The sequence below is a fragment of the Kribbella sp. NPDC051952 genome (assembly GCF_040680855.1).
In the GTDB taxonomy this organism is placed as follows: Bacteria; Actinomycetota; Actinomycetes; order Propionibacteriales; family Kribbellaceae; genus Kribbella.
On sequence record NZ_JBFAXQ010000025.1, the window covers coordinates 18,915 to 42,948 of the forward strand.

Annotated in this window: 20 protein-coding genes; 9 read left to right on the forward strand and 11 right to left on the reverse strand. The window is 68.2% G+C overall.

Translation table 11 applies throughout. The features are described 5' to 3' along the window. Positions 1 to 87: 87 nt before the first annotated feature. Both AB0L70_RS33685 and AB0L70_RS33690 read left to right on the forward strand, forming a co-directional pair. Positions 88 to 738, forward strand: coding sequence for a hypothetical protein (locus AB0L70_RS33685; RefSeq protein WP_363690839.1), 651 nt, complete (start codon positions 88 to 90; stop codon positions 736 to 738). Beyond that, a complete protein-coding gene (locus tag AB0L70_RS33690; protein ID WP_363690840.1) occupies positions 738 to 1,154 on the forward strand; it encodes a hypothetical protein in 417 nt (138 codons plus the stop codon). Before AB0L70_RS33685 ends, AB0L70_RS33690 begins: the two co-directional genes overlap by 1 nt. 377 nt (positions 1,155 to 1,531) lie before the next feature. On the opposite strand, the gene AB0L70_RS33695 is transcribed toward AB0L70_RS33690, so the two are convergent. Further along, a complete protein-coding gene (locus AB0L70_RS33695; protein WP_363690841.1) occupies positions 1,532 to 2,554 on the reverse strand; it encodes a DMT family transporter in 1,023 nt (340 codons plus the stop codon). Positions 2,555 to 2,634: 80 nt separating this feature from the next. Between AB0L70_RS33695 and AB0L70_RS33700 the strand changes: the two genes are divergently transcribed. Next, a complete protein-coding gene (locus AB0L70_RS33700) occupies positions 2,635 to 3,522 on the forward strand; it encodes a LysR family transcriptional regulator (RefSeq protein WP_363690842.1) in 888 nt (295 codons plus the stop codon). A gap of 2 nt (positions 3,523 to 3,524) precedes the next feature. Here the strand turns inward: AB0L70_RS33700 and AB0L70_RS33705 are convergent, their stop codons facing one another. Continuing rightward, a complete protein-coding gene (locus tag AB0L70_RS33705) occupies positions 3,525 to 3,752 on the reverse strand; it encodes a DUF1918 domain-containing protein (RefSeq protein ID WP_363690843.1) in 228 nt (75 codons plus the stop codon). Between the two features lie 79 nt (positions 3,753 to 3,831). After that, entirely contained in the window at positions 3,832 to 4,473 is a 642-nt protein-coding gene (locus AB0L70_RS33710; RefSeq protein ID WP_363690844.1) for a LysE family translocator, read from the reverse strand. Positions 4,474 to 4,584: 111 nt separating this feature from the next. On the opposite strand from AB0L70_RS33710, the gene yicI reads away from it, so the two are divergent. Next, a complete protein-coding gene (yicI, locus tag AB0L70_RS33715) occupies positions 4,585 to 6,801 on the forward strand; it encodes an alpha-xylosidase (RefSeq protein WP_363690845.1) in 2,217 nt (738 codons plus the stop codon). Then, positions 6,798 to 8,726 (forward strand): beta-galactosidase, encoded by a 1,929-nt coding sequence (locus AB0L70_RS33720; protein ID WP_363690846.1) that lies wholly within the window; start codon positions 6,798 to 6,800, stop codon positions 8,724 to 8,726. The genes yicI and AB0L70_RS33720 overlap by 4 nt, the downstream gene beginning before the upstream one ends. On the opposite strand, the gene AB0L70_RS33725 is transcribed toward AB0L70_RS33720, so the two are convergent. Together AB0L70_RS33725 and AB0L70_RS33730 are read right to left on the reverse strand one after the other, a co-directional pair. Continuing rightward, positions 8,701 to 9,696 (reverse strand): LacI family DNA-binding transcriptional regulator, encoded by a 996-nt coding sequence (locus AB0L70_RS33725; RefSeq protein WP_363690847.1) that lies wholly within the window; start codon positions 9,694 to 9,696, stop codon positions 8,701 to 8,703. The genes AB0L70_RS33720 and AB0L70_RS33725 overlap by 26 nt on opposite strands. A 31-nt stretch (positions 9,697 to 9,727) precedes the next feature. After that, complete coding sequence (locus AB0L70_RS33730) at positions 9,728 to 10,615, reverse strand: EamA family transporter (RefSeq protein ID WP_363690848.1); 888 nt, start codon at positions 10,613 to 10,615, stop codon at positions 9,728 to 9,730. A 40-nt stretch (positions 10,616 to 10,655) separates the two neighbouring features. On the opposite strand from AB0L70_RS33730, the gene AB0L70_RS33735 reads away from it, so the two are divergent. The 3 genes from AB0L70_RS33735 to AB0L70_RS33745 all read left to right on the forward strand — a co-directional run bounded on the left by AB0L70_RS33735 (position 10,656) and on the right by AB0L70_RS33745 (position 14,919). Next, positions 10,656 to 11,153 carry a MarR family transcriptional regulator gene (locus tag AB0L70_RS33735; RefSeq protein WP_363690849.1) on the forward strand — a complete coding sequence of 166 codons (498 nt, stop codon included), beginning with the start codon at positions 10,656 to 10,658 and terminating at the stop codon, positions 11,151 to 11,153. A gap of 134 nt (positions 11,154 to 11,287) precedes the next feature. Then, a complete protein-coding gene (locus tag AB0L70_RS33740; protein ID WP_363690850.1) occupies positions 11,288 to 12,304 on the forward strand; it encodes a glycosyltransferase in 1,017 nt (338 codons plus the stop codon). Between the two features lie 14 nt (positions 12,305 to 12,318). Further along, a complete protein-coding gene (locus AB0L70_RS33745; RefSeq protein WP_363690851.1) occupies positions 12,319 to 14,919 on the forward strand; it encodes a YfhO family protein in 2,601 nt (866 codons plus the stop codon). Here the strand turns inward: AB0L70_RS33745 and AB0L70_RS33750 are convergent. Beyond that, positions 14,846 to 17,431, reverse strand: coding sequence for a BTAD domain-containing putative transcriptional regulator (locus AB0L70_RS33750; RefSeq protein WP_363690852.1), 2,586 nt, complete (start codon positions 17,429 to 17,431; stop codon positions 14,846 to 14,848). The genes AB0L70_RS33745 and AB0L70_RS33750 overlap by 74 nt on opposite strands. 142 nt (positions 17,432 to 17,573) lie before the next feature. Between AB0L70_RS33750 and AB0L70_RS33755 the strand changes: the two genes are divergently transcribed. Further along, a complete protein-coding gene (locus tag AB0L70_RS33755) occupies positions 17,574 to 19,022 on the forward strand; it encodes a glycosyltransferase 87 family protein (protein ID WP_363690901.1) in 1,449 nt (482 codons plus the stop codon). Here the strand turns inward: AB0L70_RS33755 and AB0L70_RS33760 are convergent. From AB0L70_RS33760 to AB0L70_RS33780, 5 genes are read right to left on the reverse strand one after another with little or no spacing between them, the layout of a single operon-like run. After that, positions 19,019 to 19,945, reverse strand: coding sequence for a threonine/serine dehydratase (locus tag AB0L70_RS33760; RefSeq protein ID WP_363690853.1), 927 nt, complete (start codon positions 19,943 to 19,945; stop codon positions 19,019 to 19,021). The two genes, AB0L70_RS33755 and AB0L70_RS33760, sit on opposite strands and share 4 nt — an antisense overlap. Before the next feature lie 9 nt (positions 19,946 to 19,954). Further along, on the reverse strand, positions 19,955 to 20,821 hold the full coding sequence (locus AB0L70_RS33765) for a hypothetical protein (RefSeq protein WP_363690854.1): 867 nt from the start codon (positions 20,819 to 20,821) through the stop codon (positions 19,955 to 19,957). A gap of 5 nt (positions 20,822 to 20,826) precedes the next feature. Further along, positions 20,827 to 22,110 (reverse strand): hypothetical protein, encoded by a 1,284-nt coding sequence (locus AB0L70_RS33770; RefSeq protein ID WP_363690855.1) that lies wholly within the window; start codon positions 22,108 to 22,110, stop codon positions 20,827 to 20,829. Then, positions 22,107 to 23,363, reverse strand: coding sequence for a DUF2064 domain-containing protein (locus AB0L70_RS33775; RefSeq protein ID WP_363690856.1), 1,257 nt, complete (start codon positions 23,361 to 23,363; stop codon positions 22,107 to 22,109). The genes AB0L70_RS33770 and AB0L70_RS33775 overlap by 4 nt, the downstream gene beginning before the upstream one ends. Further along, positions 23,360 to 24,010: a glycosyltransferase family 2 protein gene (locus AB0L70_RS33780; protein ID WP_363690857.1), complete on the reverse strand. Its 651-nt coding sequence runs from the start codon at positions 24,008 to 24,010 to the stop codon at positions 23,360 to 23,362. Before AB0L70_RS33780 ends, AB0L70_RS33775 begins: the two co-directional genes overlap by 4 nt. Positions 24,011 to 24,034: the final 24 nt, after the last annotated feature.

The window sequence follows — 24,034 nt, forward strand, 5'->3', positions numbered from 1 at the left end:
CTCGCCGATGGTCGCCGTCGCGAGGTCTCGCCGACGGCGAGACCCGGAGGTACCTTCTGCAGAGGGACTTACATGTGGGGGGACCAGATGTATGTGCATTCCGCGTGGCTGCAGACTGCCGCGTCACATGATCAACTCGTTGCCTTCGCCGACCAGCTCGGCGAACCCGCGGACGTCGATCCGCCGGACGTCGGAGCCGGCGAGCTCACCGTCCGGGCGGTGACCTACGCCGACAACCACGAGAGTGCCTGGCGGTCGGCGGAATCGACCGGGACGAGATTCGTCGTCCTGGCCGAGTTGCCGGCGACCGACGAGGACACGGGCGAGCGTCTGATCGGGTTGGTCGGCCAGTCGGCCGGGCTCGTCAACGGTCTGGTCGACGAGTTGGAGGGTGCATTGCGGGAGGCGGGAACGGCGTACGAACGCACTCAGTTCTCGCTCCGCAACCTGCTCGCCCCGCCCGACCACGCTGAGGTTCGTCCCACGTCTGTCCGCGTCAGCGACGAGCGGACCACGACGTTGGTGCAGTCGGAGGACGAGTACCCGCTGCGCGAGGAACTGTCCGGTCGCAGCGGTGACGTGGTCGGCGTGACCGTCCAGTCCGGAGAGCAACAGGTCACGGTGCTGATCGACGGTTCGGTCGTCTTCACCGAGTCGGCCTCGATGAGCGACGTACTAACCGCCATGCGCGCCATTCAGGAAGCCATGACTGTCCCGCAGCAGATGGTGATGCACTGATGCCGGCGTACCAGAACACCAGCACCTGTGCGGGTCTGCAGGTCGACACCTGCTGCCAACCGGACCCGATCCTCGCCGCCGGTGCGAAGCACGACGTGACGGTCGCGAACTTCGGCAACGACTCCTACGACATCGTGCTGACCGTGCTGCTTCTGGGCTCCGGACCGGGTGCCAGCCTGATCCTGCAGCAGGGTACGGCGCAGGCGGCGTCCCTGAGTTGGCCGGGTGGGAACTTCGGACCGAAGATGGATGGCACCTGGTCCGTAGCGGTGGTGCGGCAGCCCGCCGGGACCACGAGGGCGCACGGGATCCTCACCACCACGGAGTACCGGTCGGAGGCAGAGGCCGACTTCCTCAACAACGTGCCCGGGCCTGTGCACACCTGTCGCTCCAAGGTGAATGTGGCGGCCCCGTGAACGGGGCCGTTGGACTCGCCATCCTCGCGCTCTGCCAACTTGGACTGGCCTGGTTGGCCGGACTACCGATGACCAAGGTCGACGGGGCCGTCTTCGTCGAGCAGGTCAGGGCCTACGAGCCGCTCGGGATCAAGGACTTCTTCATCACCGACACGGCCGGCGACGAGCGTGGCGAGAAGAGACGAGCGGAGGTGCTGCGGCTGGTCGCACTGGCTCCGGCCGCTCGGGCCACCGTCATTGCCCTGATCGTGACCTTCGCCGGCCTGGTGGCGACCGGGCTCGTCGTCGGTTTCGCCGACCCGTCGCCGGACCTGGAGACCGCTCGCGTGATTGCGAGCAGTGCTGGGGCGGTCGTTGCCTTCATCGCAGTGTTCTTGCTACTCGTCAAGATCGGTGACGACGGCCTGCGCTTGCATGCGCCCGGTGAGCTGCCGATCGACGGTTGGACGATCGGCAAGGGCTTCCAGCGCTATCGGACCCGGCTCGAGTCCGGCGACGTGCTCACCCGGTACATCTCTGTCGCGGTGCTCTGCAACGCGGTGGCCATCGTTGTTGCGGCTGGGGTTTGAGTGGTGGGAGCGTTCGATGGCGCCGCCCCAGGTTGTGCAGGTGAGCATGAGGGCGGCGCCGATTGCGGTGGGGAGGGTCAGGTGTTCGTTGCCCAGGCAGATGCCGATGGCAACGGCCCAGAGGGGTTCGGTGCCTAGGAGGAGGCTAGCTCGGCTGGCTGAGGTGCGTTGGACGGCCCAGGTCTGGGCCAGGAAGGCGAACACGCTGCAGAACAAGGCTAGATAGATGAGCTGTAGCCACGTGGCGGTGTCGCCGGCGGACGGCAGGTGGTGTACGGCGGGGGCCGCGAAGAGGGCTGTACCTACGAGGGTTTGGACCGCGGTCAGTTGGAGCGGGCGGAGGCCTGTGGCTAGGCGGCCGACCAGGGCGACGTGGGCGGCGCGGACGACGGCGGCGGCGAGCATGAGGAGGTCGCCGATGCCTGGGGTGTGCAGTCCGTTGCCCGACATCAGCAGGCCGACGGCGACGACGCAGAGCCCGGCGGCGAGGAAAAACCTAGGGGGCATCCGGCGGCGATCCAGCAACGGCGTGATGACCAGGGTGAGGCTGATGATCAGCCCGGCGTTGGCCGCGCTCGTGTGGGTGACGCCGTACGTCTCGAGGATCAGGACCGCAGCCTGGGTGAGGCCGAGGAAACCGCCGATCCTGAGCTCGCGGCGATTGATGCGTCGAACGAAGAGCAACAGAGCGACCGCGGAGATGGCGTAGCGAAGGAAGAGCACCGTGAGCACCGGCGTGCCGGCGGTCGCGGTCTTGGCCGCGAGGTAGCTCGAACCCCACACCAGGGCGATCAGCAGCAGGACGACATCGGTACGGCGAGATCCGGGCACGAGTCAACGGTGACGTCTCGCAACGTTGTAGCCAAGAACCACTTTCTAAAGCAATCCTGTAGAGCGCCTACAGTGTGAAGATGGACGAACGACAGCTGCGGGTGCTTCGGGAAGTCGGCGAACTGGGCAGTGTGACGGCCGCCGCAGAGGCGTTGCTGGTTACGCCGTCGGCGATCTCACAGCAGTTGCGGCTGTTGCAGCGATCCATCCCGGTCCCGTTGACCGAACGCGACGGCCGGCGGGTGGTCCTCACCGAGGCCGGCCAGGCGCTCGCCGGTGCGGCCGCCGAGGTCGAGTCGGCGTTGGCCCGCGCGCGGCACACCGTCGACGAGTTCGTCGAGCAGCCGGACGGGCCGGTCGCCGTCGCCGCCTTTCACAGCGCCGCCGCCGCGTTCTTTCCACACCTGTTGCGATCCGGCGCGGCGCCACAACTCCACCTGCACGACGAGGACGTGCCGCAGGACGAGTTCCCAACGCTCACCCGCGAGTACGACGTTGTCTTGGCGCACCGGCTCGATCACGGTGCCGCCTGGCCACGGACGGTCGCAGTCACCCCGCTACTGCATGAGCCGTTGGATGTCGGCGTACCGGTCGATCACCCGCTTGCGGCGAAGCGGGCGTTGACACCTCGCGATGTCGCCGGGGAACCGTGGATCACCGTCCACGACGGCTTTCCGTTGATGTCCACCATCGAGGCGATCGGTGCCGCGGCGAATCAGCGTCTCGAGCTGGTCCATCGAGTCAACGAATTCACCGTCGTCGCCGAGCTGGTCGCGGCCGGAGCAGGCATCGCGTTGATACCGCGCTGGACCGCCCGCCGGCACCCGGACGTCGTCCTCCGCCCGCTCCGCGGCGTGCACGCGCGACGTCACATCGACGCACTGCATCGACCCGAACGCACCGCGCGTCAGGCCGTCCGCACTGTGCTGACCGAGCTCCAGCGCGCGGCGACCACCATCAAGCGTTAGGTTTACCCGGCGCGGACGATGTGCGCGTCCGGACCCGGGAAGAACAGGGACTCGGAGTCGGTGTCGCTCCAGTGGACCAGGTACGGCGGGGCGCCGTCGGGGTCATGGACCTCGACGATCTCACCCTGCCGGCGGTGTGCACTCACATGGTTGCCCTCGACAACAACATGGTCTCCCGGGGCGGCCTTCACCTGACCCACCCGCTTGCGCCGTCCATCAGATCTCCCCATCATCGCAAGGAAACGCGCCGACCCTGGCGGTCGTCGGTTTGCCCCCAGCTTGACCCCGCAACCGCCCCCGCACCACCCCTCAGTGGATGTCGGTAACGAGGCGCGCGGCCAGCGCGGCGAAGATCCCGGCGGTGACTCGCTCCAGACGGCGGCGAACGGCACTGCCGGCACGGAAGAAGCGGTCGGTGAGGCTGCCGGCCAGCAGACCCGCCGTGGCGTCGACCGGGAAGCCGACGCCGATGAAGACCGCGCCGAGGACGAGGAACTGGACGGTGGCCGGCCAGCTGCCGGCGCCGGTGCTGATGAACTGCGGCACGAACGCCAGGTAGAACAGGATGACCTTCGGGTTGGCGAGGTTGGTCAGCGTCGCCATCAAATAGGTCCGCCGCAGGGTCCGCTTTGGCAGTTGGATGTCCTCCTCCGCACTGACCTCCTGCCGGCTGGCACGCCAGGTCAGGTAAGCGAGATAGACCAGAAAGGCCGCTCCGGCGATGCGTACGCCGTTCAGCACCTGAGGCGCCGCCTGGATCAGCGCACCCAGGCCGAACGCCGCCGCCACACTGTGCACCGCGAGCCCGGTCGACATCCCGGCCGCGGCGACCACCCCGGCCCGTTTCCCGCCGACGGCCGCGTTCGCCACGATGAACAGCATGTCGGGCCCTGGCACCACGCTCACCAGGAACACCGCGACCACGAAACCCACCAGCACCGACGTGTCCATCTCCCCATCCTCAGCCTTCGTCCATCCAGCTGGACGGATTTCTCAGTCCGTGAACCGCAGGTGGTAGCGTCATCGAAGCGCTTCGACGGTCGGGTGAGAGAGGCTCTACGGATGAAGTTCACCGACGGGTACTGGCAGTTGCGGGACGGGCTGACGCGGCTGCGGCCGGCTGAGGTCGAGAGCGTGGCGGCGGGGGAGCGGGAGCTGACCGTGTACGCGCCGGCCAAGCGGATCGAGCGGCGCGGGGACACGCTCAACCAGCCGATGTTCACGGTGACGTTCTCCTCGCCGGCCCGTGGGGTGATCGGGGTCCGGATCGCGCATCATCTCGGTGGCCTCCCCGCGCGGCCGTCGTACCAGCTCAACTCCGGTGACGACCATCCCGTGAAAGTGGACGTCGGGGCCGCGGAGGCGCGACTGACCTCGGGTGAACTGAGCGTGGTGGTCCAGCTCGACGGGCCGTGGGACGTGCGGTTCGAGCAGGACGGCCGGCCGTTGACGAACTCGTCCGCTCGCAGCGTCGGCCTGATTACCGATGCCGACGGCAAGCAATATTTGCACGAGCAGCTCGCGCTCGGGGTCGGCGAGACCGTCTACGGCCTCGGCGAGCGCTTCGGCCCGCTGGTGAAGAACGGTCAGATTGTCGACAACTGGAATGCCGACGGCGGCACGTCCAGCGAGCAGGCGTACAAGAACGTCCCGTTCTACCTGAGCAGCAAGGGGTACGGCGTACTCGTCGACAGCCCGGGCCGGGTCTCGTTCGAGGTCGGCAGCGAGGTCACGTCACGCAACCAGTTCAGCGTCGAAGGACAGGAACTCGGGTACTACGTCTTCGCCGGCCCGACGCCGAAGGACGTCCTGCGCCGCTACACCGCCCTGACCGGACGACCCGCTCGGGTGCCCGCCTGGTCGATGGGGTTGTGGCTGTCCACCTCGTTCACCACCGACTACACCGAGGAGACCACGAGCGCGTTCGTCGACGGGATGGCCGAGCGCGACCTGCCGTTGAGCGTGTTCCACTTCGACTGCTTCTGGATGCGGCAGTTCCATTGGTGCGACTTCGTCTGGGATCCGGTCGCGTTCCCGGATCCGGCCGGGATGGTCCGCCGGCTGAAGGATCGCGGGCTGCGGATCAGCCTCTGGATCAACCCCTACATCGCGCAGCGCTCGATCCTGTTCGAGGAGGGTCGCCGGCTCGGCTACCTGCTCAAGCGTCCGGACGGTTCGGTCTGGCAGTGGGACATGTGGCAGGCCGGTATGGTGATCGTCGACTTCACCAACCCGGACGCGACTGCCTGGTTCCGCTCGAAACTGCAGGCGCTGATCGACCTCGGGGTCGACTGCTTCAAGACCGACTTCGGCGAACGCATCCCGACCGACGTGGTCTGGTACGACGGTTCGGACCCGGAGCGCATGCACAACTACTACGCGCAGCTCTACAACGCCGCGGTCTTCGGTCTGCTGGAAGACAACCGTGGCGAAGGTGACGCCGTACTGTTCGCCCGGTCCGCGACGGCCGGTGGGCAGCAGTTCCCGGTGCACTGGGGTGGGGACTGCGAGTCGACGTTCGAGGCGATGGCGGAGTCGTTGCGTGGTGGATTGTCCTTGGCCGCTTCGGGTTTCGGCTACTGGAGTCACGACATCGGTGGTTTCGAGGGCACGCCGGATCCGGCGATCTTCAAGCGCTGGGTGCCGTTCGGGTTGCTGTCGTCCCACTCGCGGCTGCACGGATCGTCGTCGTACCGGGTGCCGTGGGCGTTCGACGACGAGGCGGTCGACGTACTGCGGAAGTTCACCAAGCTCAAGCTGTCACTGATGCCGTATCTGATGACCGTGGCGGCCGAGGCGCATCAGGATGGCGTGCCGATGATGCGGCCGATGGTGCTGGAGTTCCCGGACGATCCGGGGGTGGCCTATCTGGATCGCCAGTACATGCTCGGACCGGATCTGCTCGTTGCACCGGTGCTGAGTGCTGATGGAGATGTGTCGTTCTATCTGCCTGCGGGGCGGTGGACCGACCTGCTGACCGGCTCGACGGTCGCGGGTCCGGGGTGGGTGCAGCAGTCGCACGGGTTCGGCAGCCTTCCGTTGCTGGTGCGGGAAGGCGCAGTGATTCCGTTCGGGGCGGTCGACGATCGGCCGGAGTACGACTGGTCCGACGACGTCGAGCTTCGTTGGTACGAGCCGTCCGAGGGTCTGACGAAGGTCGTCGAGCTGCCCAACGCCACCGGCGGAGTGGCGGCGGTGATCGAGCTGACAATGCGCGACGGTCAGCCCGACTCGCGGGTGACCGAGGGCGTGTGCGAGCGCTACACCATCAAGTCATGAGCCGGCTCTGGTACGGCGGCGATTACAACCCGGAGCAGTGGGACCCGGCGGTATGGCACGAGGACGCCGACCTGATGCGTCGGGCCGGCGTGAACCTGGTGACCGTCGGCGTGTTCTCCTGGTCGAGCCTCGAACCGTCGCCAGGGCAGTACGAGTTCGGCTGGCTCGACCGGGTGCTCGACCTGCTGTCCGACGGCGGTGTCAGCGTCGATCTCGCCACGCCGACCGCATCACCGCCGCCGTGGTTCAGCCGGCTCCACCCGGAAGCGATGCCGGTGACGGCTGACGGCGTACGACTGACGTACGGCAGCCGGGATACGTACTGCGCCTGCGCGCCGGCGTATCGCGACGCCGCGCGTGAGATCGCGCGGGCGTTGGCCGAGCGGTATCACGATCACCCGGCGCTGGCGATGTGGCACGTGCACAACGAGTACGGGACCACTTGCTACTGCCCGCTGGCGGCTGCACGTTTTCGCGAGTGGTTGCGGGAGCGGTACGGCTCGTTGGACCGGCTGAACGAGGCGTGGACGACGGCGTTCTGGAGTCAGGGGTACGCCGAATGGGACGACATCGAGCCGCCGCGGAAGACGCAGTACCTGGTGAATCCGACGCAGTACCTGGACTTCCGGCGGTTCTGGTCCGACGAGTTGCTCGCGGCGTACCTGGAGCAGAAGGCCGAGCTGCGGGCACTCTCGACGCTGCCGATCACCACGAACTTCGTCTTCGGTGGCTGGGTGCCGGTGAATCACGCGCGCTGGGCCGCCGAGGTCGATGTCGTTGCCATCGACCACTATCCGGATCGATCGGATATCGGCGCCGAAGAGCAGACCGCGTTCGGTGCGGACCTCGCACGATCGTGGGCGGGCGGGAAGCCGTGGCTGCTGATGGAGCAGTCGGCGGGGACGCTCAACGAGGGGCAGCGGCTGCACACGAAGGAGCCGGGGCGGATGGCGCGGCACAGCTTGTCGCACATTGCTCGCGGTTCGCAGGGTGCGTTGTTCTTTCAGTGGCGAGCGTCGCGTGGTGGGTCGGAGCTGTTCCACTCGGCGATGGTTCCTCATGCCGGCGCGGACAGCCGGATGTTCCGCGAGGTCTCGGAATTCGGCTCACAGGTGCTGCCGAGGCTGAAGGAAGTTGCCGAGAGCAAGGTCGAGGCTGACATCGCTATCCTGTGGGACGCCGAGTGCTGGTGGGCGCTTCAGGGGACCCATCTGCCGTCATCGTCGCTCGACTACCTGGCCGCCGTTCGGTCAGCGCATCGGCACTTCTGGCGGGCCGGTGTCACGGTCGACTTCGCGTCGCCGGACGCGGATCTGTCCGCCTACAAGTTGGTCGTCGTACCCAGTCTGTATCTCGCGAGCGATGAGACCGCCGAAGCACTGGCCGACTACGTCCACGAAGGTGGGCAGTTGGTGGTCACCTATTTCAGCGGAATCGTCGACCCGGATGCGCAGGTCAGGCCCGGCGGGTATCCGGGCGCGTTCGCCGAACTACTCGGCGTACGCGTGGAGGAGTTCCACCCATTGGAAGACGAGGTTGCCCTGTCATCCGGTGGGCGTGGGCGGCTGTGGAGCGAGGACGTACGCGCGGTGTCGGCCGAGGCCGTCGATCGGTACGCCGGGGGAGTGCTGGACGGCAAGCCCGCGATCACCCGGCGCGAGGTGGGTGCGGGTACGGCGTGGTACGTGTCGACCGAGCTGGACGACGAAACGGCCGCGGGGCTGTTGGGTCTGTCGGCGTCGCCAGTAGAGGTCGTACGGCGACGGTCGAGCGACACCACCTGGACCTTCCTGCTCAACCACGGCGATGCGGAGGTCGTCGTACCCGCCGAGGGGACCGAACTCATCTCGGGTGAGGCCGTTGATGGCGAGCTGACGCTGCCGGCCGGCGGCTATGCGGTTATGCGGAGCTCCCGCGCGCGGTGAGCGTCGGCGGGAGGAGTGTCAGGTCGGGTACGTCGCCACTCGCGAGCTTCGTGATCAGCGACTCAACCGCCCGCTCGCCGATCCGCTCGGCCGGGATCGACACCGACGAGAGCTGCGGGACCTGCCGCTCGGCGACGTCGTCCGCGCAGATCGCGACCAGCGACATGTCCTCGGGCACCCGGCGGCCGAGCCGCCGCAGGACGTCCAGGAGAGGTCCGATGATCGGCTCGTTCTGTACGACGAGACCGGTGATGTCCGGGTGATCCCGCAGGAGCTGTCCGACGGTCTCCAGGACCGCGTCGAAGGTGTGCTCACAAGGCGTCTCGACTCCGATTACGCCACGTCGCTCCGCCGCCTCCGAGAATCCAGTCAGCGTGCGCTGGGCGAACCCGGTCTGGCGTTCGTAGACGGCGGACGGCGTACCGAGCAGGGCGAGCGAGCGGTGGCCCAGGTCGGCGAGATGGTCGACGCAATGCGCGCCGGCGGCAACGAAGTCGAGGTCGATACAGGTGAGCCCGTCGGCGTCGTCGGGGTAGCCGATCAGCACCGACGGCATCGGCAACTCGCGCAGCACCGGCACCCGCTCGTCGTGCAGTTCGACATCCATCACCACGAGCGCGTCGACGAGCGAGCTCTGCGCGACTCGCTCGAGACCCTCCGGCCCCTCGTCGGCGGTCAGCAGCAGTACGTCGTGATCGAACCGGCGGGCTGTGGTCACGACCGCGGCGGCGAACTGCATCATCACCGGCACGTGCATCCCGGTGCGCAGCGGAATCACCAGGGCGAGCACGTTGGACCGCTGGCTGGCCAGGGCGCGGGCGCTCGCGTTCGGCCGGTAGCCGAGCGCGCGAACACTCCGCTGCACGCGCTCACGGGTGTCGGTCGAGATCGTCCGCTTCCCGCTGAGGACGTAGGAGACCGTGCTGGCCGCGACCCCGGCATGCCGGGCGACGTCCCCGATCGTGACCATCGTCATTCCCTTCGAGCTGGATGCTGCAGTTCTACCCCAGTCGAAGCGCTTCGAGACTCTTTGGCACTCGGCGCGGGCGCTTGAGTTGGCTGAGTGCGATGCCGGTCAGGACCAGGCCGAGTCCGCATACTTGCCGCACGGTGAGCACGTCGCCCGACAGCAGGACCCCGAGCAGTACGCCGGTGACGGGGTTGAGGAGCCCGATGAGTCCGACGGTCGCGGCGCTGAGGTGGCGGAGGCCGGTGAACCAGGCGGTGAAGGCGAGGGCGGTCGCGATCAGTCCGACGTACGCGAAACCGGCGAGGGCCGGGCCGTCGAGGTGCGGCGGTGCGCCCTCGAAGATCAGCGCGAACGGGATCAGCACGAGACCGCCGGCGATGAGTTGCCAGGATGTGGTCGCGAGTGGTCCGTCGGCTCGCCCCCACTTCTTGGCGAGGACGTAGCCGCACGACGACATCGTCAGGGCGGCTACCGAAGCCGCGACTCCGCGCCAGTCCACCGTTGTCGATCCGGCGCCGAGCAACAGGCAGACGCCGAGGATCCCGGCCGCGGCGCCGACCAGCACCGGCGCCGTCGGTCGCTCGGCCAACAATGCCCAGCCGAACATCGCCATCGTCAGCGGCGACGCGGACATGATCGTCGACGCCAAGCTGACCGGGAGCAGTTGCGAGGCCAGGTAGATGAGGGCGAAGAACGCGCCCATGTTGAGCACGCCGAGCAGCAACGACCGCCACCACCACACTCCGCGGGGGAGGCGCCGGGCCAGGCAGAGCAGCAGTACGCCGGCCGGCAGCGCGCGGAACACGGCGCCGTACAGCGGATACCCGGTCGGCAGGTACTCGTGGGTGACGAAGTAGTTCGTCCCCCAGGCCACCGGCGCGATCGCGGTGACCGCGGCCCACCGCAGAGTATTTTCCATGGAAACTACTATATCTTCCCAGGAAGATATAGTCATCCGCGTGACCGACGATCATGTGGCCAGGATCCAGGCGGAGTGGGCGAGCGAGCGGCCGGACGTGGACACCGGTCCGCAGGGCGTGATCGGCCGGCTGCACCGGATCGCGAACCATCTGACCGGCGAGCTGACCCTGCTCTACGCGAAGTACGGCCTGTCCGAGGGCGAGTTCGACGTACTCGCCGCCTTGCGCCGGGCCGGAGCGCCGTACGAGCGTGCTCCGGGGGAGATCGCGCTGCACACGATGGTGACGACCGGCGCGGTGACCAAGCGGGTCGACCGGCTCGAGCAGGCCGGGCTGGTGCAGCGTCGTCGCAGTGACGCGGATGGTCGCGGGCGCGTCGTACGCCTGACTCCGGCCGGTCGCCGCCTGATCGACAAGGCCTTCTCGGCCCACATGGCCAATGAGCAAAGGCTGTTGGAGCCGCTTACCCAGGCCCAGCAGGCTCAACTTGAGAGCCTGCTTATCACTTGGCTCGCGCACCTCGAATCGCCGGACTGACGGTGACGGCGGCGTAACGGTCTGGTCCGAAATGTGAACATTTTACCGGTCCAGCCATCAATTTCGTCGGCCGATGCAACTTAACCCCACCCTTGCGACATCTATGAAGTAGTTGTTCCTGGGGCGGAGGAGAAATGGTTGAAGGGCAGGACTTTTCCAGCACCGAGATCGCGGTGATCGTGCCTTGTTACAACGAGGCCGTCGCGGTGCGGAAAGTCGTTTCGGAGCTGCAGGCATCGCTGCCGACGGCAACGATCTATGTGTATGACAACAACTCGACCGACGACACCGCGGCAATCGCCGCGGACGCCGGCGCGGTGGTACGGCATGTTGCGCGCAAAGGTAAGGGCAACGTCATCCGGCGGGCCTTCGCCGATGTCGAAGCAGACGTCTATGTGTTGATCGACGGCGACGACACCTACGAGGCGGCCCGGGCATCGGAGCTGGTGCGGGTGCTGCTGACGGGGCCTTATGACCACGTCGTCGGCGTACGCAAACACTCGAACGAGGCCGCGTACCGGCCGGGGCACACCTTCGGCAACCGGGTTCTGACCGGTGCCGCCGGGGCGCTGTTCGGCCGGGAGATCACCGACATGCTGAGTGGATACCGGGCGTTCTCGCATCGCTATGTGAAGTCGTTCCCGGCGCTCTCGCAGGAGTTCGAGATCGAAACGGAGTTGACAATCCACTCACTGCATCTCCGGGTGCCGGTGGCGGAGATTCCGGTCGGTTACAAGGAGCGGCCCAGCGGTGGTGAGAGCAAGTTGCGCACCTATCGCGACGGCGTACGCATTCTTCGCTCGATCATGAATATGACCCGGCTGGAGAAGCCCACGCTGTTCCACAGTGTGGTGGCCGGCCTGTTCGGTCTGGTGGCGCTGATTCTCGGCGTGCCGGTCGTACTGGAGTACCTCGACAGTGGCCTGGTGCCGCGGTTCCCGACCGCGATCCTGGCCTCGACGATCGGGCTGATCGCGATCCTGATCCTGGTGCTCGGGTATCTGCTCGACGCGCTCGGGCGGAATCGGGCCGAGGCGGCGCGGCTCACCTACCTCAAGCACCCGGCCCCAGCGGCGCTGGCCGAGGTGGTGCACCTTCCGGCGCCGGTCGCGCTCGACCGGGACGAGTCCGCGCGGGTCGTTCTGCCGTGATGCAGGAGTGGACCGTGCCGCGGCGCGCCTTCGGCCGCCTGCGGCACGCCTGGCCTGTCCTGGTCGCCGGGGTGGCCGCCAGTCTGACCTTCGTGGCGAGCGGGATCATTCGCGGCACGTACCCGTTCGGCGATCGCGCTCGGAGCACCAACGACCTCGGTCAGCAGTTCGTCCCGATGTACGCACACCTGCGGGACGTCGTCACGGGCCAGGCGCCTGGCGACCTGATCTTCAACTGGTCGAGTGGGTTCGGCGTCCCGTTCCTCGGCGACATGATGGCGTACGTCGGTTCCACGCTCTCGTGGATCGCCCTCGTCCTGCCGCGAGACCGGATCGACCTCGCGCTGTTCCTGGTCGCGGTGGCCGCGATCGGGCTCGGCGCCGGCGCGATGACGGCGTACCTGCGCCGGCTGCGCCCGACCGGACCGGTCTGGCTGGCGATCGCGGCCGGGGTGTCGTACGGCGCCTGTGCCTGGGCGATCGACGACGCCGCCTACATGACGGTCTGGCTGAACGGCATGGTCGCGTTTCCGGTGATCTGCCTGCTCTGCGAGTGGATCCTGCAGCGCCGGTCGATCGCGTCGCTGCTGGTCACGCCGTTCGTCATCGCGCTGCTGTGGACCTCGCACTTCTACACGGTCTACATGGCGACCATCGGCGCCGCGATCGTCGTCGTGGCGCGGCTCCTGTCGTACGACGGAGCCGTGTCGTGGCGCGAACGTCTGACCGGCGCCCTGCGGTGCATCGTGGCCGTAGGCCTCGGGATCGGCTTGGCGGCGCCGCTGCTCGTGCCCACGTTCCAGGCGATCCGGGCCGCGCGGCCGAGCCCGAAGACCGAGCTCACGCCGATTTCCTGGGTGGACTTCCTGTCCCGGCTGCTGCCGGGCAGCGAGGGCGTCGGGAGAAGTCCGGGGCTGGCCGTCGGCACGCTGATGTTGCTGCTCGCGCTGAGCTTCCCGTTCAACCGGACGATCCGGGTCCGCGAGCGGATCGTCTGGACGGTCACGGTGGTGCTCACGGTGCTGAGCATGCAGATCGAGTTCACCCACGAGGTGTGGCACGGGTTCGACTCACCGAACGGCAGCCCGTTCCGCCAGGCGTTCGTGATCGGCGGCCTGCTGGTGATCGTCGGCTGGATGTCGGTCGCGTCGGGTCTGCGCAGCGTCGTGTCGGTCGCGGCTCCGACCGTCCTGGTCTTCGTCCTGTACGCCGTGACTTGGAACGTCCGGTACGTCACGGCGACCACGCGTGTCGTCGTACCGGTTCTGACGATTGTCGCGGCGCTGGCCTGGTTGCTCACTCGCCGCCCGCTGCCGGTCTGGGTACGACGTGGTGCGCTGGCGTTGCTGGTTGGCGCCGTACTGGTCGAGGTGACGTTGTCGTCGGTTGCGATCGATGTGGCCCGCGGGAAGGTCCTCAGTGCCGCTGCGCCGTGGGGGCAGGAGCATGCGGAGGTCCGTTCGCTGGTGATGTCAGCGAACGACTGGCCGCAGCACCGGTCGGCTCCTGGCGCGGCGTTGACGGTGAACGATCCGATGCTGATCGGTGGCGAGGGACCGCAGTACTACTCGAGCACGATCCCGGACGCGATCTCCCGGGAGTTGCTCGACCTCGGCTTCGGGTACAGCTCGTACGGCCGGGCCACCGTCGACCCGGAGAACCCGGTCGTCGACGCGGTGTTCTCGATCGGCGCCCGGGTCGTTGTCGGGAAGGACGCCGGGGGCGATGACGGCGTGGCGACCTCACCGCGGCTGGCCAAGAACGACGCGGTCGCGCCGCTGGTGACCGTGCGGCCGGCCAAGGCGTACCAGTCGGCGGATCCGGCTCCGTTCGGACCGCAGGAGAGTGCGCTCGGCGCCGACGTCTACGCCGTACCGAAGCTGAAGCCGCAGAATTCGCCCGGCGTCAGCATCTCCGGCCGGGAGACTCTCCTGATCACGCCGGCCCCGGGTACGGCCAAGCCGGCCGAAGCGCACTTCACCGCGTCATGTCGACCCGGCACGGAGGCCTACCTCGCGGCGCCGACCTTCATCGGCGACGTGCAGGTCGACGGGGACCGCTGGGTGACCAACCTGGACCCGAAGGCGAAGCGTCCGGGCGTCTATTCCGGCGCACCGATGCGACGGATCGGGAAGGTCGGCGCGAACGGTGTCGTCGACCTGGCTGTCCGAGTGGTCGGGACGGCACGGCTTCCGGCCGCTGCCATCGGGTGTCTGGACCACGGACAGCTCACCGCGGCAGTGGGGCGGCTGAGCGCCAACAAGCCGGCCGCGGTGAGCGTAGGCGGGCACAGCATCGACATCCGGCTCACTCCGGGTGCGGCCGGTTCGGTCGTCATCGGCGCGATTCGGATCGACGGCTGGCGCTGCTCGGTCGACGGTCGCGCGTCCATCGCATCCAGCACGCGCGCCGGACTGCTGGCGGTCCCGGTCAACGCGGGTGCCTCCGAGGTGTCCTGCGTCTACCGGCCCATCGGGGCCCGGATGGGCCTGGCTGTTGGGGCGACGGCCCTGCTGGGCTTGGTGCTGCTGGCCGGAGCCCTCATGCTGATGTCTCGTCGACGGCCGACAACTTCGCCCGTACCGCCGCAACCTGCGGATGATGGAGCTGAGTGAAGAGCGCCAGTGCGACGTCGTACTCCGGACGCGGGTCCTGATCAGCCGTGGCAAGCGCGTCGGCGAGACGCATCCGGGCCAGCGCCTCGTGGTACCGATCCGCGAGGCGCTCGTAGAGCTCGGCCGCGGCGCGATAGTTGCTGAGGGCATCGACCGGCTGACCGAGTCTGGCCGCGATGTGACCGAGGCTGTCGTACGTCGCGGCCACGCTGGCCCGATCGCCCAGCGCCTCCAGTCGTACGACGGACTCACGGCAGGAGAGCTGCGCTTCGTCGAGCCGGTCGAGGTGGGCGAGTTCCCAGCCGATCGCATTCAGGCAGGTGGCGATCTCGCGTTCGTCGTCGAGCGCGGTGTAGAGCTCGAGCGATTCGCGAGCGAGCGCGAGTGATTCGTCGTGCCGCCCGAGGTTGCTGATCCCGAAGCTCAGCACCCGCAGCGCCCGCGCCTCGGCCGGTACGTCGTTCATCCGGCGAGCGACCGCGAGACACTGCGCGGCCAGGTCGGCCGCCACCGCGAAGTTCTCCAGCCGGTTGTGGGCCAACGCCAGACCGAGCAGGGCGTGTCGCTCGGCGGCAAGGTCCTGGCGTTGACGAGCGTCGGCCAGTGTCAGCTCGCCGGCGTCGATCCAGTCCTGCCAGTGCCCGCTGCGATCCAGATAGTCCTGCAGAACGGGCAAGAACTTCGAAGGCGTGGCAGTCAGGAACGCCAGCAGGGCTGACCGCTCCGCCGTGAACCACTCGAAGTCGGCGGCGTCCAACCGGGCCGCCGCGGTGGTTGCCGCGCGCAAGTAGAAGTCCCGCATTCGCTGCTCGGCGGTGCGGTCTGCGTCTTCGATCGGCAGGTCCTGGGCATAAGCGCGCAGCAGGTCGTGCATCGTGAACCAGCCGGGCCGCGGCTCGTCGATGAGATGCGCACGCTGCAGCTCCCGCAGTACGACGGTTGCCTCGGACGCCGGCCGGTCGAGCACGGCCGCAACCGCCTCGGCCGAGAGACCCGGTCCCGGATGCCGTCCGATCAGCCGGAACAAGTACGCCGCCTCCGGGCGCAGATCGACGTACGACCAGGAGAAGACGGCGCGGACGTCGACGCGGGTGTCGGGGCCGGACAGGACGTTGAGTCGGCTGTCGCGGAGTTCGGTGGCGATGGTGTCGAGGCCGAAGTCGCGGTGGATCGCGGCCCGGGTGGCCACGAGGGCGAGCGCGAGGGGGAGGCCGGCGCAGTACCGAATGATCTCCTCGACCGCCGTCGGGGCGGTGCCAACGCGATCCGGACCGAGGCGCGCGATCAGGAGTTGCCGGGCCGCGTCACGGGAGAGCAGGTCGAGCACGATCGGCTCCGCACCGGCCGCGATCACGCCGTCGAGTTGCAGCCGGGTGGTGATGACGACGAGGCAGGACGTCGTACCCGGGAGCAAGGGGCGGACCTGGTCGGCGGTGCGGGCGTTGTCGAGGAGGATCAGCAGTTCGCGGTCGGCGACGAAGCTGCGGAAGAGCGCGGCCTTGGCGTCGAGGCCGGCCGGGATGGTGTTGACCGGGACGTTCAGCGCGGTGAGGAACCCGTGTACGGCGTCCTCGGCGGAGACCGGGTTCGCGGTGGGCTCGAAGCCGCGGAGGTTGACGTAGAGCTGGCCGTCCGGGAAGCGATCGGCGTACTGCTGCGCCCAGTGCACCGCGAGCGTCGTCTTGCCGACCCCGGCCGTGCCCATGATGACTGCGATCCGGTGAGTGTCTCGGTCGGCGACCTCGTTGAGGGCCTTGAGTTCGGTCTCGCGGCCGACGGGCTGGGTGCCGGGACTCGGGAGCTGGCGGGGGATGAGCTGCGATCCGTGGGAGAGCAGGCTTTGGTAGACGGCCTGGAGTCCGGGACTCAGGTCGACGCCGAGCTCGTCCGCGATCCGGCGGCGGATCTCGTCGTACCGGTCGAGGGCCTCGGCGGTGCGGCCGCAGGCGTCCAGGGCGACGATCAGGCGCTGCCAGAGGGATTCGCGGAGTGGGTGGGCGGTGGCGAGTTCGAGCAGTCTGGGGAGCTGGCCGGTGTCGGGGATGGCGGCGAGGCGTTCTACTGCGTCGAGGTAGCGCTCGGTGAGTTGGGGAGTTTCGTAGCGGTCGAGCCAGCTGGAGGCGAGGCCGATGAACGGCGTACCGCGCCAGAGCTGGATGGCGTCTTCGAGCCGGCCCGCTTGGAGGAGACGGTCGAACCGGATCGCGTCGACGTCTGCCAGGCCCAGCCGGTAACCGTCGGGGTGTCGATGGACGAGGTCTGCGCCGAGGCGAGTGCGGAGGCGCGAGACCAAGGTGTAGATGCTCGCGCGGGGATCGGCCGGCTGGTCGTCGTCGCCCCAGAGGACGGTGGCGAGCTGGTCGGCGGTGACGGTCCGACCGGCGCGCAGGGCCAAGGCCGTCAGGAGCGTGCGCGGTCGCGTTCCGGGCAGTTCGATCGGTTGACCGTCGATGCGGAGCTCGAACGGGCCGAGGCAGCGGAGCTGCACCCGGGCGCCTGAGCTGTCCTCCACCGGATGACCTTAGCTCCGGCCAGGTCCGTCATCGATCCGGACCGGACCACTTCGCCGCAGACGGCACGCGGGCCCGCCTGCGCTCAGGTTCAGGCACCTGTGGGTAACCTCTGGTGGTCGCAAGGTGAGCCGATAGGAGATGATGCCCACCGTGACCGGACCACGTAGCCAGGACGCGCAGGACCGGCAGACGCCGTCGGAGGTCGATCCGGCCGTCGCTGGGCTGTCCGTCGGTCTCGGTGGACGGTCGGGGCGGTTCGCCCGGCTCAGCTCGTCCTGGTGGACGCCGCTGCGGATCGCGTTGGCGGTGTGCACGATCACGTTCGGCCTCGGCGTACTGCAGAAGGCGCCGTGTATGGAGGCCGGCTGGGATCGGCAGAGTTGGCGGCCGTTCAAGGCGCTGTGCTACTCCGACATCGGATTCCTGTACCAGGAGCGCGGGTTCGCCGAGGGCAACCGGCCGTTCCTCGACACCGGCAACTACCCGGTCCTCGAGTACCCGGTGCTGACCGGTGGGTTCATGGAGGTCGCGGCGCGGATCACCTGGGTGATCACCGGCGACCCGAAGAAGGACATCTCGGTCGAGCAGAAGCGCGACACCGCGGGCGTGTTCTTCCTGGTCAACCTCGTCCTGCTGTTCCTCTGCGCGCTCGTCATCGTCGGCCTGACCGTCGCGACCGCGCGCGGGGTCGAATCCCGCCCAGGTGCGGCCCGGGGACAGCCCCTGGACGCCCTGTACGTCGCAGCCGCGCCAGTGCTCGCGCTCACTTCGACGATCAACTGGGACCTGTTCGCGGTCGCACTCACGGCCGGGGCGATGTTCGCGTGGTCACGCGGCCGGCCGTTGTGGTTCGGCGTACTGCTCGGGCTGGGGACGGCGGCGAAGTTCTACCCGTTCCTGCTGCTCGGGCCGCTGCTGATCGTGTGCATCCGCGGTCGCAAGCTGTGGCCGTGGTTCCAGGCGCTGGTGGCCGCGGTGTTCGCGTGGGGGTTGGTGAACGCACCGATCTACCTGCTGGCCAAGAACGAGTGGATGTCGTTCTGGACGTTCAACGACCAGCGGGAGAGCGACTACGGCTCGATCTGGTACGTGCTGAAGCTGGCCAAACACGAGGTCGCGGACGTCAACCAGCTGAACATCGTGATCTTCGCGGGGCTGTGCCTGTCGATCGCGATCCTCGGGCTGATGGCGCCCAGACCGCCGCGCTTCGCGCAACTCGCGTTCCTGGTGGTCGCGGCGTTCCTGCTGATCAACAAGGTGTACTCACCGCAGTACGTGCTCTGGTTGCTGCCGCTGGTGGCGCTGGCCCGGCCGCGGTTGCGGGACTGGCTGATCTGGCAGGCCTGCGAATGCTTCTACTGGATGCTGGTGTGGATGCATCTGGCCCAATTCCTGGCGCCCGGGGATCCGAACGTGCCGGACCGGATCTACTGGTTCTCCGTGATCCTTCGGATGGCCGGCACGCTGTGGCTGATGCTGGTGGTGTCGCGCGACATCCTGCTGCCGGAGAAAGATCCGGTTCGTCAGGGTGACGTGGTCGACGATCCGAGCGACGGAGTCAGATCCGACGCCCGGCTCGCGACCGCCTAGAGCATCAGCTTCGACACATCGAGGTTGCCGCCGCTGATCACGGCGGCGGTGACCCCGTCCAGCTCGAGACCCTCGATCAGCGCCGCGAACGATGCCGCGGCGGCTGGTTCGAGGGCGAGCTTGGTCCGCGACATCACCAGCCGCGTCGCCTCCAGCAGCGAGTCTTCACGCACGCGTACGACGCCGTCGACATACTGCTGGATAAGCGGGAGATTCCGCGTGCCACAGACCGGTGCCGCAAGGCCGTCGGCGATCGATCGCGCGGTCGGGAGCGTCCGAGCTTCGCCTGCCTCGAGGCTGCGGCTGACCACGTCGGCCTGCTCGGGCTCGATACCGATTACGCGGATGTCCGGCTTCACCAGCTTCACCGCGGTGGCGACGCCCGAGATCAGCCCGCCGCCACCCACCGGGACGAGCACGGTGTCGATCTCGGGGTGATCCTCGAGCAACTCCAGGCCGAGGCTGCCGTGGCCGGTGATCACGTCCTCGTCGTCGAACGGGTGCACGCCGGTGAGCTTGCGCTCGTCCCGGATCCGCGCGTACTCGGCCATCAGGTCACCCTCGACCAGTTCGACGGTGGCGCCGTACCCGCGGGCCGCGTCGATCTTCGCCGGTACGGCGGTCTTCGCCATCACCACGGTCGCCGGGACCCCGGCGTTCCGGGCTGCCCAAGCGAGCGCGCCGGCTGCGTTCCCGGCCGAGACCGTGATCACGCCGCGCTCACGCTCTTCGGCGCTGAGCCGGAGCAGCTTGGTCAGTAAACCGCGCACCTTGAAGCTGCCGGTCTTCTGGAACAGCTCCGCCTTGAGCAGCAGCTCACCGTTGAACCGCTCGTTCAGCGCGCTCGACGTCAGGATCGGGGTGCGGTGGATACGGCCGTCGAGCTGTCGCGCGGCCTGGCGGATCTCGTCGAGCGTGGGCATGCGCCGACCTTATGCGGCCGCTGTCTCCCGCACGCGAGCGGCCACCGCGGCGGCCAACTTGCGCGTTGCCTCCGGTGATTGCGGGAGGAACAGGTACGGCTCGATCAGCTCGAGCTCCATCAGCAGGAAGCGGTTGTTCACGACCACACCGTCGACCCGTGCGTACAGCGGCGCCTTCCCTGCCGCCTGCAGGGCCGATCGTGCGCTCTCCAGTACGGCCGGAGCCGGATCGGCGCTGATCGAGTGGCCGCCGAGGTGCTCCTGGACCCGATAGTCACCAGCTGCCGGGCGCTTCACGACGGCGTGGGTGAACTCGCCGTCGATGAACATCAGCGACCACTCGCCGTCCGTCAGGATCTCGGACTGGAACGGCTGGACCAGGTACACCAGATCCGGCAGGTCGGTCATCGCCTGGTCGAGCTCGGGGGAGCCGGCCACGCCACGGACCGTGTGCAGTGCGCTGGCGCCGACGATCGGCTTGACGACGACCTCCTGGCCGTTGAGACCCGCGACGACCTCACGCAGGCATGCGCCGGCCGCGATCTGGGACGGGACGATCGCCACGCCGCGCTCGCGCAGTTCGAGCAGGTAGTGCTTGTCGGCATTCCAGCGGACCAGGTCGCTGTCGTTCAGCACGGGTACGCCGGCCTTGTCGACCAGGTCGAGCCACGCGGTGAACTCGTCGTACCGGCGGTGGTAGTCCCAGACCGAGCGCAGCACGACGGCGTCGTACCCGGACCAGTCGACGGCCGGGTCGGTCCAGATCTCGACGACCGGCTCGAGGCCGGCCGCGCGGAGTTCGTCGACGAGCGGGAGGTCCGGCTCGTACAGCTCGGGGAAGTCGACCGAGGTCGCCAGAGCGATGCGTTTCGTCACGCCGATCAGTGTTGGTGTGCGGCGGGCACTGCGTCAAACGGCTTTGGTGTGGTGGTGCGGTGACGGATCGTGAACGCGATGACAACGATGACAGCCGCGGCCAGCTGGATCAGGCCCTGGCGGATGTCGTGCCCGAAACTGGCATAGGCCAGGTACGCCGCGATCGGTACGGCGAGCCATTCGGGCCGGCGGGCGAGGACGGCGAGGGCGATCAGGGGGAGGCCGTACCAGGGGTAGGTGGGGGTGGCGATCAGGAGTGCGGCGCCGTACAGCCAGCAGCAGGTGAGGGCGATCGGCTCGTGTCTGGCTCGGATGAAGGCAGCCGTTGCCACGGCGAGCGCGAGCGCCACGGCGGTGACCTGACGGGCCTCAGGAGGCAACAGGAGCGCGAGAATCGCGAATCTCGTGCTGCCGTCGTCGAAGCCTTCCTGGGTGAGGTAGCCGGGCAGGAAGCCGAGTACCAAGGTGCCAACGGCAACGAGATGTGGAACGTACGACGTTATGAAGGTGCCGACGGCAACTAGCGGCCGACGGCCGCGGAACGCGGGGAGTAAGAGGAGGGGGAGCAGCTTGACGCTACCCGCCGCGCCGAGCAGGACGGCAGCCAGTTTCGGTCGCCTGGTCGCGATGATGACGGCGGCCGCGATCAGGAGTGCGGCGAGGACGTCAACGTGCGCGGCACTACCGGCTTCGAGGGCGACGATCGGTGACCAACCCCACAAGGCCGCCCAGCGTGGATTCTGTACGGCGAGTAGCCAGGTGAGCGCGATTGCGATCAATGCGGCCGCGATCTGGAGCCCTAGCGTGCCGGCAGACCAGGGCGTGAGGAACGCGACCACTGTGAAATAGGCCTGCGCGACCGGTGGGTAGATGGTCGGCACCCCGGGCCGATTGATCCGCGTCCTCGGGTCGTCGATGTCTGACTGCACCGGCCCGGACTTCTGATCCGGCCGCAACCCCGGAAACAACACCGGATCCCGCAGTCCCGCCAGCCTGTCATCCAACGGAACGTATCTGTACGGCGAAGTGCCTGACAGCTGCACCCGTCCGTCCCACACGTACCGGTAGGCGTCCGTACTGGTGATAGGCCCGTGGGTCAGCCCCGGGAGCTGACACAACGCCGCCACCAGCACCACGGCGGCCACACTCAACCGTTTGAGCCGCCACACCACGCCCATCACCAGCAGGCTTGCGACGAGCAGGATGAGATTCGGCCGCCAGTTAACGGCTGCTGTCACGATCACCGCAGTGCAGGCCGCGACCGCGATCCCACCGCCGACGTACTTCACGCGGTTCGGCGGAGGGCGAGGAAGGCTCGGCGGCCGGCTCGCCAGTCTTCGGTGGGATGGAGGTTGGCCAGCCGGGCGTGCCGGAGAACTGCCCGGGTGCCTACCCTTGCCCATGGCAACGGAGTTGACCGGCGGCCGGTGGAGCTCCGCAGTACGATCGGCGCCTCGTCGTCGAGGTCGTCATCGGGATCGACCTCGACCAGCACCAGTCCGTCCGGCCGCACCAGTTCGGCACATCGGCGCAACAAATCGGACGGATCCCCGCCGATGCCGATGTTGCCGTCCATCAACAGCACACTGCCCCAACGCCCCTCGCCCGGCAGCCGATCCTGCACCGGGCGTCTGAGGGCCGCAGCGCCGCGTGCAGTGGTGAGCGACACCGCTCGGGGCGAAACGTCGACGCCCAGCGCCGGAATCCCACGTTCTGCCAGCGCAGTCACGATCCGCCCAGGACCGCACCCGATATCCAGGACCGGTCCTTCGCACCGACTCAACGCCAGTCGATCGACCTCATCCGCGGGTGCCTTCCACCGTTCCACCTCGCACAGCGCCGGCACCGTCCGGCCATCGATGCCCGTGGCAACGACTCGCGCCGTACCGCCCAACGCTTGCTCGAACAGCAGCCCCGGATGCGCGGCATGCCGCAACCGCTGATACAGCCGCGACACTCGCAACGACGGATAGGCGGCAGCGATCAACGCAGCGTCCGTCGGCGTATCCATGTCCCGCAACGTCGGCAGCACGAGCACGCGCAATCCCAACGCCCGCAACCGTCGCAACTGATCGCGCCCGGTGTGATCGGTCGACATCGGTACGCCGGCCAACGCGCGGCGATCGGGTACCCGCAACCCCAGGCACCAGTAGCCGCCATCGTCAGTCAGCCCGAGTACGGCGTCGTGCCCGGACCATCGGAATCCCAGCAGTTCGGGCGTGAGCTGCGGGGTATCCATCCCGACGAGCAGCATCGGCGTACCGTCGAAAGCGTCCTCGAAGGCCGAGGCCAGCCGCTCCGCCAGCCCGTCGCCGCGTTGCGCGATCACATCGAAGCCGTCCGGCAGCCAAGGGCCGGGATCACCGTCGAGCGCTAGTACGCGATGTGAAGCCGGTGTCGAGCGGACGGCGCTCAATGTGTCCACGAGCGAGGCCCGAGCCAGGGCTGCAGCCTCAGCAGCGGTGAATTCGCTGTGCAGCCGTGTCTTCACCCGTCCCGGCACGGGCTCCTTCGCGATGACGATCAACGTCCCGCGGGTCATCCGGCCAGCACCTTCGACATGTCGAGGACGGCCCGCGCGGCGCCGAGCGGCGTACCCGTGACCTTGGAGCGACCCGAGCGGGGGAGGTAGTCGACCCCGACCTCGGCGATCCGCCAACCGGCGTCGGCGGCGCGGACCACGGTTTCCAGCGGGTATCCGGACCTTCGGTCTTGCAGGCCTAGGTGGAGGAGTGCTGTGCGCCGGCCGGCTCGCATCGGTCCGAGATCGTGGAGGTGAACTCCAGTACGGCGTCTGATTCGACGAGACAGCTCGATATTCGCGAGTCGGAGGTGCCATGGCCACGCGCCTCGCGACACCGGCCGACGGCGACCGATCATGAGGTCCACCCGCCCGGCCAGCACCGGCTCGATGACCCGGTCCAGCTGCCGTGGATCGAGGGATGCGTCGGCGTCCATGAACGCAACCACCTCGGCCTCGGCCGCTTCCAGGCCCGCGTGACAGGCAGCGCCGTACCCCTTGAGCTCGCAGTGGACCACCGTCGCGCCGAAGCCCGCCGCCACCTCCGGTGAGCCGTCGGTGGACCCGTTGTCGACGACAACGGCCCGGACGCCTGCGGGCAACCGCTCGAGCACCCAGGGCAGGGCCGCGGCCTCGTTGAGGCAGGGCAGGACGAGATCGACTGACACCCTTCGACCGTAGGGACAAACGCT